This window comes from Variovorax sp. VaC1, from assembly GCF_043658315.1.
Classification (GTDB): Bacteria; Pseudomonadota; Gammaproteobacteria; order Burkholderiales; family Burkholderiaceae_C; genus Variovorax.
Genome location: NZ_JBIGLT010000007.1, coordinates 101,464 through 115,110, shown reverse-complemented (window position 1 = coordinate 115,110; position 13,647 = coordinate 101,464). Strand labels below are relative to the sequence as shown.

Below are 13,647 nucleotides of genomic sequence, written 5' to 3'. Positions count from 1 at the left end.
CGCTACAGGCGGCCGAGCAGCCCGGCGACGGTTTCGTTCGCCAGGCCCAGCGGCGCCAGCAGGTCGTTCTCGCGCCGGAAGTCGATGCCGTTGACCAGCGAGGCGGCGTCGACGATGGTGCGCGTGGCGGGCGTCGGCACGCCGGCGATGGCGCCCAGCGCTTCGATGAACGCGAGGCCGTAAGGCATGTCTTCGGTCACGTAGCGGGTATCGGTATCGACCGGGCCGGGCGGGCCGCCGCGCTTGGCGTGCAGCTCGGCCGCGATGTCTTCGAGCCGCGCGGATGCGGTGCCGAAGGAGCGCGCGAAGTGCTCCTCGATGGGGCCGAGTTCGATGCCGAAGGCCCGCGCCACGGCACGCCGCTCCAGGTCGAGCGCCTCGATCGCGCGGGACACGCCTGGCGTCATGCAGTGGTACTGCGGCCAGTTCTCGGCGCGCTCGATGCGCGTCCAGTTGAAGACCGCGAGCGGGCCATGCGATTGCGGGTTGACGTTGGCCAGGGCGCTGGCCAACGTGCTCTCCTGCGCGAAGAAACCGTCGCCGAACAGCGCGGTACACAGCGCCACCGCCTGCGCGACGTGCGCGGCCGGCAGGGCGGACACCCCGACGGCCTTGCGTCGCGTCATCACCTTGACCTGCGTGCCGGATGCGCGGCGCGCGGTGAGCACGGTCGTGCCGAAACTGGCGACGGTCAGCCGCTTGCCGGCGTGCCGGGCGCTTTCGTAAAGATAGAGCGATGAAAGCGACGCCATCGAGCTGACGATGACCGTCTGGCCGTCGCGAATGAAGGGCAGCAGCGCATCCATCACGTGCCGGTGGCCGTTGACGGGCAGGGCGAGCAGCAGCACGTCGGACGCGAGGCACAGCTGCGCCGGGTCGTCGGCCACCTCGACCGTCACGCTGCAGGGCTGGACACCGCTGGCTTCCAGCGCCTGCGTGCGCAGGGCCTCGGCGCCCTGGCCCCCCGGCGACCAGAGTGTGACGGCGTGGCCCGCGTGGCGCAGCCAGGCCGCACTGGCGAGCGCGATGGCGCCGGTGCCAGCGATGCCGACCCGGTGAACCTTCTTCGTGATCTCAGTCAACTTTGATGCTGCCTTGCTTGATGACCTTGGCCCAGCGTTGGCTGTCCTCGGTGATCACCTTGCCCAGCGCCGCCGCATTGCCGCAGGTATTGACCGCGCCCAACTGCGCAAAGCGCTGCTTCGTTTCAGGCAGGTTGCACACCTCGACCAGCGCGGCCGAGAGTTTCTCGACACTCGCGGCCGGCATGCGCGCAGGCGCCATCACGCCGACCCAGACCGGCACTTCCATGCCCGGCAGGCCGGTCGCTTCGCCGACCGTCGGGGCCGTGCCCATGCTGGGCAGCGCCACGCGGGAGAAGGTGCCGAGCACGCGCGCCTTGCCGCTGACCACCATCGGCTCGATCGACGCCACGCTGGTGACGATCAGCGCCACCTGCCCGCCGAGCAGGTCGGTCAGCGCCGGCGCGGCGCCGCGGTAAGGCACGTGCAGCAGGTTCACGCCGCTCGCCTGGGCCAGCAGCGCGCCTGTCAGGTGCGAGACGGTGCCATTGCCGGTCGAGGCGTAGGTCACCTGGCCGGGCTTGGCCTTGGCGTCGCGCAGCACGTCGGCCAGCGTCTTGTAGGGGCTTTCGGTGCGCACGGACACCGTCATGGGCGTGTCGCCGACCAGGGCCACCGGCACGAGGTCGTGCACCGGGTCATAGGGTAGCTTGGCCTGCAGATGGGGCGCGATGGTGATGGCGCCACCCGTGGCAAGCAGCACGGTGGCCCCGTCGGTCGCCTTGGCCACCGCGTCGGCGGCCACGATGCCGCCGGCGCCGGCCTTGTTGTCGATGATCACGGGCGCACCCAGCTTGTCGGTGAGCTTGGCGCCCAGGTAACGGGCGATCACGTCCTGTGCGCCGCCGGAGGCGAAGGGCACGACGATGCGCAGGGGCTTGTCGTTGTGCTGGGCCCATAGGGGCGTGGCGGCGAGGCCGGCGGCGGCCGCAAGGCCCAGGGCGAGGTGTTTCAGGCGCAGTTTCATGGCGTTCCAGGCGGTGCGAAAACCTGCCCAGGGGCAGGCGGTTACCCGCGCAACATGCAGGTTACGTGCCCCGAGTCTAGAGTCGGCGGCCCGGGGCTTCGCCCGGGCGCGATAATCCGCCTTCCCCGGCCACCCCGCGCCGGGCCTTGCCGAGCCGACATGAACCCCAGCTACAAACCCAGCGACGTCGAGTCCGCTGCCCAGGCGCAATGGAGCGCCGCCGATGCCTACCGCGTCACCGAAGACGCGAGCCGCAAGAAGTACTACGCCTGCTCGATGCTGCCGTACCCCAGCGGCAAGCTGCACATGGGCCATGTGCGCAACTACACGATCAACGACATGCTCACGCGCTACCTGCGCATGAGCGGCTACAACGTCCTGATGCCCATGGGCTGGGACGCCTTCGGCCTGCCGGCCGAGAACGCGGCGCTCAAGAACGGCGTGCCCCCGGCCAAGTGGACCTACGAGAACATCGCCTACATGAAGGGCCAGCTCCAGGCCATGGGCCTGGCCATCGACTGGAGCCGCGAGATCGCCACCTGCGATCCGAGCTACTACAAGTGGAACCAGTGGCTGTTCCTGAAGATGCTCGAAAAGGGCATTGCCTACCGCAAGACCCAGGTCGTCAACTGGGACCCGGTCGACCAGACCGTGCTGGCCAATGAGCAGGTGATCGACGGCAAGGGCTGGCGCACCGGCGCCACGGTCGAGCGCCGCGAAATTCCTGGCTACTACCTGAAGATCAGCGACTACGCCGAAGAGCTGCTCGAGTTCACGCAGCACAAGCTGCCGGGTTGGCCCGAGCGCGTCAAGCTGATGCAGGAAAACTGGATCGGCAAGAGCGAAGGCCTGCGCTTCGCCTTCACTCATGACATCAAGGACGCCAGCGGCAAGCTGATCCAGGACGGCCGCATGTACGTGTTCACCACGCGCGCCGACACCATCATGGGCGTGACCTTCTGCGCCGTGGCCCCCGAGCATCCGCTGGCTGCGCACGCCGCCACGCGCGACCCCAAGGTCGCGGCCTTCATCGAGGAATGCAAGAACGGCGGCACCACCGAGGCCGAGCTCGCCACGCAGGAAAAGAAGGGCGTGCCCACGGGCCTGACCGTCAAGCACCCGATCACCGAGGAGCAGGTGCCGGTGTGGGTCGGCAACTACGTGCTGATCGGCTACGGCGATGGCGCCGTGATGGGCGTGCCCGCGCACGACGAGCGCGACTTCGCCTTCGCCAACAAGTACGGCATCGAGATCATCCAGGTCGTGCTGGTCGACGACGAGCCGCACTTCGACTATCACAAGTGGCAGGACTGGTACGGCGACAAGCAGCGCGGCGTGACCATCAACTCCGACAACTTCAGCGGCATGGGCTACAAGGAGGCCGTGGCCGCCGTGGCGCATGCACTGGGCCAGAAGGGCCTGGGCGAGCTGCAGACCACCTGGCGCCTGCGCGACTGGGGCGTGAGTCGCCAGCGCTACTGGGGCACGCCGATCCCGATCATCCATTGCGATGAACACGGCGCGGTGCCGGTGCCCGAGAAGGACCTGCCCGTGGTGCTGCCCACCGACTGCGTGCCCGACGGTTCCGGCAATCCGCTGAACAAGCACGAAGGCTTCCACGCCGGCGTGGTCTGCCCCGTCTGCGGCAAGCCCGCGCGGCGTGAGACCGACACCATGGACACCTTCGTGGATTCGTCGTGGTACTTCATGCGCTATTGCGATCCGAAGAACGACGACGCCATGGTGGCCGAGGGCGCCAACTACTGGATGCCGATGGACCAGTACATCGGCGGCATCGAGCATGCCATCCTGCATTTGCTCTATGCGCGCTTCTGGATCAAGGTGATGCGCGACATCGGCCTCGTGAAGGCCGACGAGCCCTTCGCCAAGCTGCTGACGCAGGGCATGGTGCTCAACCAGATCTTCTACAAGCGCAACGAGAAGGGCGGAAAGGACTACTTCCCGCCGTCCGAAGTCACGCCGGTGCTCGATGCGCAGGGCCGCATCACCGGCGGTACCACGGCCGACGGCACGCAGGTCGAGTACGGCGGCGTCGGCAAGATGGGCAAGAGCGAGCGCAACGGCGTCGACCCGCAAGACCTGATCGAGAAGTACGGCGCCGACACCGCGCGCCTGTACACGATGTTCACCGCGCCGCCCGAAGCCACGCTCGAATGGAACGACGCGGCCGTCGAAGGCAGCTATCGCTTCCTGCGCCGGGTCTGGAATTTCGGCGCCGCGCAGGCGGACGTGCAGCCCGTGGCGGCCAGCGGCCAGACCTTCGGCAAATCCGCCCAGGCGCTGCGCCGCGAGGTGCACACGGTGCTGCGCCAGGTCGACTACGACTACCAGCGCATGCAATACAACACGGTGGTGTCGGGCGCGATGAAGCTGCTCAACGCGCTCGAAGGCTTCAAGCCCGACGGCAGCGCTGGCGATGCGGCCGCGGTGCGCGAAGGCTTCGGCATCCTGCTGCGCTGCCTGTACCCGGCCACACCGCACATTGCCCAGCAACTCTGGAACGAGCTCGGCTACGACAAGGACCTGGGCGGCCTGCTCGACGCGGCCTGGCCGACGGTCGACGTCAGCGCGCTGGTGCAGGACGAGATCGAGCTGATGCTGCAGGTCAACGGCAAGCTGCGCGGCAAGCTGCTCGTGCCCGCCGGCGCCTCCAAGGACGAGATCGAGAAGCTGGCGATCGCCTGCGACGACTTCGTCAACTTCGCCGAAGGCGCGCAGCCCAAGCGCGTGATCGTGGTTCCCGGCCGCCTGGTCAACGTGGTCCTTTGAACGACTCAAGCATGAACACACGCAATGTCTCGCTGCCGCGCCGCGGCTTTCTTCTCGGACTCACGGCGGCGAGCGCTTCGCTGGGGCTGGCCGGTTGCGGTTTCGAGCTGCGCAAGGCACCGGTCTTCGCGTTCAAGACGCTGTCGATATCGGGCAACACCGCGATGATCAACCAGCTGCGGCGCGAGATCCGGGCCACCGGCACCGTGACGCTGGTGCCGTCGGAAGAGTCGAAGACGGCCGATGCGGTGCTCGAAATCGTCGGTGAAGACCGCGACCGCCTGATCATCTCGACCAACTCGCAGGGCCAGTTGCGCGAGCTGCAACTGCGCCTGCGCGTTCGCTTCCGGCTGCACACGCCGGGCGGCAAGGACCTGCTGCCGGTCTCCGAGGTCTCGCAGACGCGCGACCTGAGCTACAACGAAACCAATGCGCTGGCCAAGGAAGGCGAAGCCGAGCTGCTGTTCCGCGACATGCAGTCCGACATCGCGCAGCAGGTGATGCGCCGCCTGGCGGCCGTGAAAACGCTGTAGGCCAGGGCCGTCGCGATTCCATGCAACTTGCCAGTGCCCAACTCGGTGCCCACCTGCAGAAGGGCCTGAAGCCGCTCTACACGATCCACGGCGACGAACCCCTGCTCGCGCAGGAAGCGGCCGATGCCATTCGCGCCGCCGCGCGCACGCAGGGCTACTCCGAGCGCAGCTCGTACACCGTGGCCGGCGCGCATTTCGACTGGAGCGCGGTGCTCGCGGCCGGCGGCTCGCTCTCGCTGTTCGCCGACAAGCAGATCGTCGAGATCCGCATTCCATCGGGCAAGCCCGGCAAGGACGGCAGCACCGCCCTGCAGCAACTGGCCGAGGGGGCGCCCGGCAACGACAGCACGCTCACGCTGGTGATGCTGCCGCGCCTGGACAAGGCCACGCGCACCGGCGCCTGGTTCTCGGCACTCGAGAACAACGGCGTGAGCATCCAGGTCGACCCCATCGAACGCGCCGCGCTGCCGCAATGGATCGCGCAGCGCCTCGGGCTGCAGGGCCAGCGCGTGATGCCCGGCGACGAAGGCCAACGCACGCTGCAGTTCTTTGCCGACCGGGTCGAAGGCAACCTGCTGGCCGCGCACCAGGAAATACAGAAGCTCGCGCTGCTGCATCCGGCCGGCGAACTGAGCTGGGAGCAGGTCGAAGGCGCAGTCAACAACGTGGCGCGCTACGACGTCTTCAAGCTCTCCGAAGCCGTGCTGGCCGGCAACCCGCAGCGCGTGGCGCGCATGCTCGACGGCCTGCAGGCCGAGGGCGAGGCCGAGGTGCTGGTGCACTACACGCTGGCCGAGGACATCCGCGCCCTCAAGCGCGTGAAAGACGCGATGGCTTCCGGCCGGCCGCTGCCGATGGCGTTGCGCGAAAACCGCATCTGGGGCCCGCGCGAGCGCGCCTTCGAGCGGGTGCTGCCGCGCCTGGACGATCGCATGCTGACCCGGCTGTTGCGTTCGGCCCACGTGGTGGACGGCATCGTGAAGGGCCTGAAGCAGCCCGACTGGCCGGCCAGCGGCTGGCAGGCCCTGCAACGGTTGGCGCTGATGCTGTGCCGCGCCTGCAGCAGCAGCGCGACCGCCGCTCCGCGTCGCGCCTGAGTCCGCGTGATGGCTTCAGGCGTCAAAAAACCTCTGTAAGCCGGGCCACAGGTCGGCGTGGGAAAATGCCGACATGAACGCGTTTAACGTCAGCGAGCACATGCAAACCCTGGGTTTGCAAGCAAAAGCCGCAGCATTCCTCATGGCCCGTGCGGATGCAGCTACCAAAAACATAGCATTGAAGGCGCTGGCCCGCCGCCTGCGCGAAGCCGGTCCGGTGCTGGTGACAGCCAACCAGAAGGACCTGGAGCGCGCCACGGCCGCCGGCCTCTCGGCCCCGATGGTCGACCGCCTCAAGCTCACGCCCAAGGTCATCGAGACCGTCGCCCTCGGCTGCGAGCAACTCGCCGGCATGGCCGACGTGATCGGTGAAATCATCGGCATGAAGCAGCAACCCAGCGGTATCCGCGTGGGCCAGATGCGCGTGCCGATCGGCGTCTTCGGCATGATCTACGAGAGCCGTCCCAACGTGACCATCGAGGCCGCGAGCCTGGCGATCAAGAGCGGCAATGCGGCCATCCTGCGTGGCGGCTCCGAAGCCATCGAATCGAACAAGGCGCTGGCGCTGCTGGTGTCCGAGGCGCTGGCCGAAGCCGGCCTGCCGGTCGAGGCCGTGCAACTGGTGCAGACCACCGACCGCGAGGCCGTGGGCCAGCTGATCGCCATGCCCGAGTTCGTCGACGTGATCATTCCGCGCGGCGGCAAGGGCCTGATCGAGCGCATCAGCCGCGACGCCAAGGTGCCGGTCATCAAGCACCTGGATGGCAACTGCCACGTGTACGTGGACGACACGGCCGAGTTCGACATGGCGCTGCGCATCGTCGACAACGCCAAGACCCAGAAATACAGCCCCTGCAACGCGGCCGAAGGCCTGCTGGTGTCGGCCACGGTGGCAGAAGACTTCCTGCCTGAAATCGCCGCCATCTTCGCGGCCAAGGGCGTGGAAATGCGCTGCGACCCCGTGGCCGCCCGCATCCTGCGGGCCGATGGTGCGGTCGGTGCCCAGGCAAAGATCGTCGATGCGGTCGAATCCGACTGGTCCGAGGAATACCTGGCCGCGGTGATCAGCATCAAGGTCGTGGCCGGTGTCGACGAGGCCATCGCGCACATCAACCGCTATTCGAGCCACCACACCGACGCCATCGTCACGCGCGACCACGTGCACGCACAGCGCTTCTTGCGCGAGGTCGATTCGGCCAGCGTCATGGTCAATGCGAGCACCCGCTTCGCGGATGGTTTCGAGTTTGGCCTGGGTGCCGAAATCGGCATCAGCACCGACAAGTTCCACGCGCGCGGGCCAGTCGGCATCGAGGGGCTGACCTCGCTGAAGTACGTGGTGCTCGGTCAAGGCGAAGTGCGGACCTGATGCACGCCCCTTCGGTCTTGTCATCGGGGCGGACATCCCCAAATCCTACAATTCCGCTCCACCTTTAAGCACAAAACCAACAAGGCCGCCGCATGGTTCCGCATCTCGTCACTGCCCTGACCGGCCCGATCAACGAACTGGAGCAGCGGGTACTCGACTCGATGCCCGCCATCGAGCGCTGGTTCCGGCTCGAATGGATGGAGCACACGCCGCCGTTCTACAGCGCTGTCGACATCCGCAATGCGGGCTTCAAGCTGGCGCCCGTGGACACCAACCTGTTTCCCGGTGGCTGGAACAACCTCACCAAGGAAATGCTGCCGCTGGCGGTGCAGGCTGCGCAGGCAGCCATCGAGAAGATCTGTCCGGAAGCGCGCAACCTGCTCGTCATTCCGGAAAACCACTCGAAAAACACCTTTTATCTCGCCAACGTCGCACAACTGGTGCGCATCTTCCATATGGCGGGGCTCAACGTGCGCATCGGCTCGATCGATCCGGCGATCAAGTCGCCCAAGAAGATCGAGTTGCCGAACGGTGACACCGTGACGCTGGAGCCGGTGGTGCGCAGCAAGCGCCGCCTGGGGCTCAAGAACTTCGATCCCTGCACAATTCTTCTCAACAACGAGCTTTCTGCAGGAACACCGGGCATCCTCGAAGACCTGCATGAGCAGTATCTGCTGCCGCCGCTGCATGCAGGCTGGTCGGTGCGCCGCAAGAGCAACCACCTGCACAGCTACGAAGAGCTGTCCAAGCGCTTCGGCAAGCTGCTGGGCATCGACCCCTGGCTCATCAACCCGATCTATGCGCGCGCCGAAGGCGTCGACGTGGCCGAGGGCCGCGGCATCGACGTGCTGACCAGCCATGTCGACGCGGTGCTGACCAAGGTGCGCCGCAAGTACAAGGAATACGGCATCAACGAGAAGCCGTTCGTGGTCGTCAAGGGCGGCCACAGCGGCAGCGGCAGCCCGGGCGTGATCACCGTGCGCGACGCCAAGGATGTCGAGACGCTGATCGGCAAGTCGCGCACCAGCACGTCTTCGGCCGCCAAGACCAGCGCCGGCAGGGACCTGCGCGAACCCACCGAGCTGATCGTCCAGGAAGGCGTGCTGACCAACGAGCGCGTGCACAACGGCGTGGCCGAGCCGGTCGTCTACATGATGGACCGCTACGTGGTGGGCGGCTTCTACCGGGTGCACGCCGAGCAGGCGGCCGACGAAAACCTCAAGCTGCCGGGCGCGAGCTTCGTGCCGCTGGCCTTTTCCGAAAGTGCGCACTTGCCGCAGCCCGGCGCCAAGCCGGGCGCGAGCGCGCCGAACCGCTTCTACATGTATGGCGTGGTCGGCCGGCTGGCCATGGTGGCGGCCAGCTACGAGATGGAAGCAACCGATCCGGACGCCGAAATCTACGAATGATTGAAGGGGCGGGTTGCGGCAGCGGCGCGCAACGGCAAAATAGCGGCCCCACATCAACGGAAACAAAAGGGCGGAGGGGATGCGTGGCGGGCGAGAGCCTGCTGCCATGGGTCCCCGGTGTGTCTGACGCATCGATCAAGCTGCAAGCCCTTTTCCCATCGACTTCGTGTCAGCCCCCAAATCCCTCTCAGCCGGCCTGATCGTCGGCGCCATCGGCGTTGTCTATGGCGACATCGGCACCAGCGTGCTGTATGCGGTCAAGGAAGTGTTCGGCCACGGCCACGTGCCGTTCACCGTCGAGAACGTCTACGGCATCCTCTCGATGTTCTTCTGGACGCTGACCGTCATCGTCTCCATCAAGTACGTGGTGCTGGTGCTGCGGGCCGACAACGAAGGCGAGGGCGGGCTGGTCGCGATGCTCGCGCTGGCCTCGCGCGCGGTGGCCGACAACCCCAGGCTGCGCCACCTGCTCCTGGTGGTCGGCATCTTCGGGACCTCGCTCTTCTATGGCGACGGGGTCATCACCCCGGCCATCTCGGTGCTGTCGGCGGTCGAGGGCCTCGAGGTGGTGTCGCCGCACTTCACTCACTATGTGATCCCGATCACGCTGGTCGTGCTGTTCTGCCTGTTCGCGGTGCAAAAGCGCGGTACGGCGGGCATCGGCAAGTTCTTCGGGCCGATCACGCTGACATGGTTCATCGCGATCGCGGTGCTGGGCGTGTGGCAGATCCTGCACCACCCTGAAATCATCAAGGCGCTGAACCCCTGGTATGCGCTGAGGTTCATCTGGAGCAACCCGGGAACGAGCTTCATCCTGCTCGGCGCCATGGTGCTGTGCGTGACCGGTGCCGAGGCGCTGTACGCCGACCTGGGTCACTTCGGCAAGCAGCCGATCCGCATCGCGTGGTTCTCGGTGGTCATGCCGGCGCTGACGCTCAACTACCTCGGCCAGGGCGCGCTGCTGCTGGAGAACCCCGAGGCCGTGAAGAACCCCTTCTTCATGATGGCGCCCGAATGGGCGCTCATCCCGCTGGTGATGCTGGCCACGGCGTCCACGGTGATCGCGTCGCAGGCGCTCATCACCGGGGCGTTCAGCGTCACGCGGCAGGTCATCCAACTGGGCTACCTGCCGCGCCTGAACATCGAGCACACCAGCGTGCGCACGGCGGGGCAGATCTACATTCCGCTGGTCAACTGGGGCCTGTTCGTGGCCATCGTGCTGGCGGTCGTGATGTTCCGCACTTCGAGCAGCCTGGCGGCGGCCTACGGCATCGCGGTGACGACCGACATGCTGATCACCACGATCCTGACCTTCTTCGTGATCCGCTACGCATGGAAGCTGCCGCTGGCGCTGTGCATCGCCTCGACCGCCGTCTTCTTCGTGGTCGACTTCCTGTTCTTCGCGTCGAACCTGCTCAAGCTGTTCGAAGGCGGCTGGTTCCCGCTGATGATCGGCGGCTTCGTGTTCACGCTGATGATCACCTGGAAGGAAGGCCGGCGCCTGATGGGCGAGGCACAGCACGCCGACGCGATCGACCTGAAGTCCTTTCTTGCCTCGGTGTTCGTGAGCCCGCCGGCGCGCGTCGACGGCACCGCTGTGTTTCTCACAGCCGAGCCGGGTGTCGTGCCCAATGCGCTGCTGCACAACCTGAAGCACAACAAGGTGCTGCACGAGCAGAACATGTTCGTCACCGTGCGCAATCACGAGGTGCCCTGGATTCCCATGGACAAGCGCATCGAGATCGAGGCGCTCGGCAACCATTGCTGGCAGGTGATCGTGCACTACGGCTTCAAGAACGACATCGACCTGCCGCGCGCGCTCGACAACGCACGCCTGCGCGGCTGCCAGCTGGAGCCGATGGCCACCAGCTACTTCCTGTCGCGCGACGTCGTGATCCCCACGCTCGGCAGCGGCATGGCGCCGTGGCGCGAGAAGCTCTTCGCGCAGATGCACCACAACGCGAGCGGTGCGGCCGCGTTCCTGGGGTTGCCGAACAACGCGGTCGTCGAGCTGGGGTCGAAGATCGAGATATAGGCAAACCCCCAGGCTTGCCCACTTCGTGTGGCCTCCTTCCCCCTTGCAGGGGGCAACACCTGCGGCCCGGCAAAGCCGGTTCCGCGGTGTTTCTGGAAGGGGCTGCAGCCCGCAAAATCGAGACATGCGATTCTTCAAAGACCTGAGCCTTTCGGCTTTCACCGCGGGTTTCGTCGCCGTGCTCGTGGGTTTCACGAGTTCGGTGGCCATCGTGTTCCAGGCCGCGCAGGCCTTCGGCGCCACGCCGGAGATGGCGGCTTCGTGGATGTGGGCACTGGGCATCGGCATGGGGCTGGCCTCGGCGCTGCCCTCGCTCTGGTGGAAGAAGCCCGTGATGATTGCCTGGAGCACGCCCGGCGCGGCGGTGCTGGCGGTTGCCGGCATGGGCTACGGCATGGGCGAGGCGGTGGGCGCCTTCATCGTGTGCGCAGTGCTGATCGTGCTTGCAGGCGCCACCGGGTGGTTCGAGCGGGTGATGAACAAGATCCCGATGGCGATTGCTTCCGCCCTGCTCGCGGGCGTGCTGGCGCGCTTCGGCCTGTCGGCCTTCATTGCGGCGCAAACCGCGTTGCCCCTGGTGCTGTTGATGCTCGGCACATACCTCGTCACCAAGCGGCTACTGCCGCGCTACGCGGTGCCGCTGACCTTGCTCGTGGCGATCGTCTTCGTCGCGGTGCGCGGGCAGCTGGCATGGTCTTCCGTGCATTTCACATTCACCTGGCCGGTGTTCACGATGCCGGTCTTCAGCTGGCAGGCCATCGTCAGCCTGTCGCTGCCGCTGTTCGTCGTGACCATGGCTTCGCAGAACCTGCCCGGCGTGGCTGCGATCCGCGCGAGCGGGTACAGCGACCTGCCGGTCAGCAAGCTCATCACCATCAGCGGCCTTGCGACGCTGGTGCTCGCGCCTTTCGGTGCGTTTGCGCTGAACCTGAGCGCGATCACGGCCGCCATGTGCATGGGCCGCGAGGCGCATGAAGACCCGGCGCGCCGCTACACGGCGGCCGTGAGTTGCGGCGCCATCTACGTGGTGATCGGGCTGTTCGGCGCGGCGGTCACGGGGCTGCTCACGGCCTTTCCGAAGGAACTGGTGGCATGCATCGCAGGGCTGGCATTGCTCGGCACCATCGGCGGCGGGCTGGCCGCAGCGGTGCGCGACGAACCGCACCGCGAGGCGGCGCTGATCACCTTCCTGGTCACGCTGTCCGGCGTCACGCTCGCGGGCATCGGCTCGGCGTTCTGGGGCGTGGTGGCCGGTGCCGTCGCGCTCGCCGTGCAGCAGATCGGGCGCGCATCCCCGACGGAAAAGGCCCCGGCCGGCAAGGACATCGCCGCTTCCGGCAACATCGCGCCAGACACCTCAGTGGCCGCCGCTCCCGGCGCCGGAAAGAACGCCTGATGAAAAACATCCTCTTCGTCGCCGACCCGCTCGATCATTTCAAGATCTACAAGGACACGACCTTCTCGATGATGCGCGAGGCGCAGCGGCGCGGCCACCGCATCGCGGCCTGCCTGCCGCAGGACATCCAGTGGAAGTCGGGCGGCCTGGTCACGGCCACGGTGCAGCAGATCACGCTGACCGGCGACAGCAAGGACTGGTACCGCATCGACATCACCGAGTCGAAGGCGCTGAAAGATTTCGACGCCGTGCTGATGCGCAAGGACCCGCCCTTCGACGCCGAGTACATCTACGCGACGCACCTGCTGCAGCAGGCCGAGCGCGAAGGCGCGCACGTGGTCAATTCGCCGCGTGCGCTGCGCGATCATCCCGAGAAGCTCGCGATCATGGAGTTTCCGCAGTTCGTCACACCGACGCTGGTCACGCGCAGCGCGCAGGCCGTGCGCGACTTTCATGCGGAGCACGGCGACATCATCCTGAAGCCGCTCGACGGCATGGGCGGCATGGGCATCTTCCGCGTCAAGCAGGACGCGCTGAACCTGGGCTCCATCGTCGAGACACTCAACAAGGACGGCGCTGAAACGATCATGGTGCAGCGCTTCGTGCCCGAGGTCGTCCAGGGCGACAAGCGCATCCTGATCATCGCGGGCGAGCCGGCGCCTTTCGTGCTGGCGCGCATTCCGCAAGGCACCGAAGTGCGCGGCAACCTTGCCGCCGGTGGCAAGGGCGTGGCGCAGCCGCTGACCGCGCGCAACCGCGAGATCGCCGAGGCCGTGGGCCGGGCGCTCGCGCCGCGTGGGCTGTTGCTGATCGGGCTCGACGTGATCGGCGATTCGGTCACCGAGATCAATGTGACCAGCCCGACCTGCTTCCAGGAGATCACCGAACAGACCGGCTTCGATGTGCCGGCCATGTTCATCGATGCGCTGGAGAAAACCCTACGTCCAGCCTGAGTTCGGAGGCGGCTGCGAA

At 66.7% G+C, this 13,647-nt stretch carries 10 protein-coding genes; 8 read left to right on the top strand and 2 right to left on the bottom strand.

All coding sequences use genetic code 11. From position 1 onward, the window contains the following. Positions 1–2: 2 nt before the first annotated feature. Together ACGLHS_RS26090 and ACGLHS_RS26085 are read right to left on the bottom strand one after the other, a co-directional pair. Positions 3–1,082, bottom strand: coding sequence for an NAD/NADP octopine/nopaline dehydrogenase family protein (locus ACGLHS_RS26090; RefSeq protein ID WP_394484514.1), 1,080 nt, complete (start codon positions 1,080–1,082; stop codon positions 3–5). Next, a complete protein-coding gene (locus ACGLHS_RS26085; RefSeq protein ID WP_394484512.1) occupies positions 1,075–2,049 on the bottom strand; it encodes a Bug family tripartite tricarboxylate transporter substrate binding protein in 975 nt (324 codons plus the stop codon). The genes ACGLHS_RS26090 and ACGLHS_RS26085 overlap by 8 nt, the downstream gene beginning before the upstream one ends. A 159-nt stretch (positions 2,050–2,208) precedes the next feature. Here ACGLHS_RS26085 and leuS point away from each other — a divergent pair, with 159 nt between their 5' ends. From leuS to gshB, 8 genes are all read left to right on the top strand, one after another. Further along, entirely contained in the window at positions 2,209–4,839 is a 2,631-nt protein-coding gene (gene leuS, locus ACGLHS_RS26080; protein WP_093246295.1) for a leucine--tRNA ligase, read from the top strand. An 11-nt stretch (positions 4,840–4,850) separates the two neighbouring features. Then, positions 4,851–5,372 (top strand): LPS assembly lipoprotein LptE, encoded by a 522-nt coding sequence (gene lptE, locus ACGLHS_RS26075; RefSeq protein ID WP_394484510.1) that lies wholly within the window; start codon positions 4,851–4,853, stop codon positions 5,370–5,372. 20 nt (positions 5,373–5,392) lie between these two features. Then, positions 5,393–6,469 (top strand): DNA polymerase III subunit delta, encoded by a 1,077-nt coding sequence (gene holA, locus ACGLHS_RS26070; protein WP_394484508.1) that lies wholly within the window; start codon positions 5,393–5,395, stop codon positions 6,467–6,469. Between the two features lie 73 nt (positions 6,470–6,542). Then, on the top strand, positions 6,543–7,835 hold the full coding sequence (locus ACGLHS_RS26065) for a glutamate-5-semialdehyde dehydrogenase (protein WP_093246292.1): 1,293 nt from the start codon (positions 6,543–6,545) through the stop codon (positions 7,833–7,835). A 92-nt stretch (positions 7,836–7,927) separates the two neighbouring features. Then, positions 7,928–9,244 (top strand): glutamate--cysteine ligase, encoded by a 1,317-nt coding sequence (gene gshA / locus ACGLHS_RS26060; protein ID WP_394484505.1) that lies wholly within the window; start codon positions 7,928–7,930, stop codon positions 9,242–9,244. Between the two features lie 166 nt (positions 9,245–9,410). Continuing rightward, entirely contained in the window at positions 9,411–11,279 is a 1,869-nt protein-coding gene (locus tag ACGLHS_RS26055) for a potassium transporter Kup (RefSeq protein ID WP_093246290.1), read from the top strand. A gap of 124 nt (positions 11,280–11,403) precedes the next feature. Then, positions 11,404–12,675, top strand: a complete 1,272-nt coding sequence (locus ACGLHS_RS26050; RefSeq protein WP_394484503.1) for a benzoate/H(+) symporter BenE family transporter — start codon at positions 11,404–11,406, stop codon at positions 12,673–12,675. After that, positions 12,675–13,628: a glutathione synthase gene (gene gshB, locus ACGLHS_RS26045; RefSeq protein WP_394484501.1), complete on the top strand. Its 954-nt coding sequence runs from the start codon at positions 12,675–12,677 to the stop codon at positions 13,626–13,628. Before ACGLHS_RS26050 ends, gshB begins: the two co-directional genes overlap by 1 nt. The last annotated feature ends 19 nt before the right edge of the window (positions 13,629–13,647 follow it).

Coding starts and splice junctions, on each gene's coding strand:
- ACGLHS_RS26085 (WP_394484512.1), bottom strand. CDS start 2,049: ATGAAACTGCGCCTGAAACACCTCGCCCTGGGCCTTGCGGCCGCCGCC.
- leuS (WP_093246295.1), top strand. CDS start 2,209: ATGAACCCCAGCTACAAACCCAGCGACGTCGAGTCCGCTGCCCAGGCG.
- lptE (WP_394484510.1), top strand. CDS start 4,851: ATGAACACACGCAATGTCTCGCTGCCGCGCCGCGGCTTTCTTCTCGGA.
- holA (WP_394484508.1), top strand. CDS start 5,393: ATGCAACTTGCCAGTGCCCAACTCGGTGCCCACCTGCAGAAGGGCCTG.
- ACGLHS_RS26065 (WP_093246292.1), top strand. CDS start 6,543: ATGAACGCGTTTAACGTCAGCGAGCACATGCAAACCCTGGGTTTGCAA.
- gshA (WP_394484505.1), top strand. CDS start 7,928: ATGGTTCCGCATCTCGTCACTGCCCTGACCGGCCCGATCAACGAACTG.
- ACGLHS_RS26050 (WP_394484503.1), top strand. CDS start 11,404: ATGCGATTCTTCAAAGACCTGAGCCTTTCGGCTTTCACCGCGGGTTTC.
- gshB (WP_394484501.1), top strand. CDS start 12,675: ATGAAAAACATCCTCTTCGTCGCCGACCCGCTCGATCATTTCAAGATC.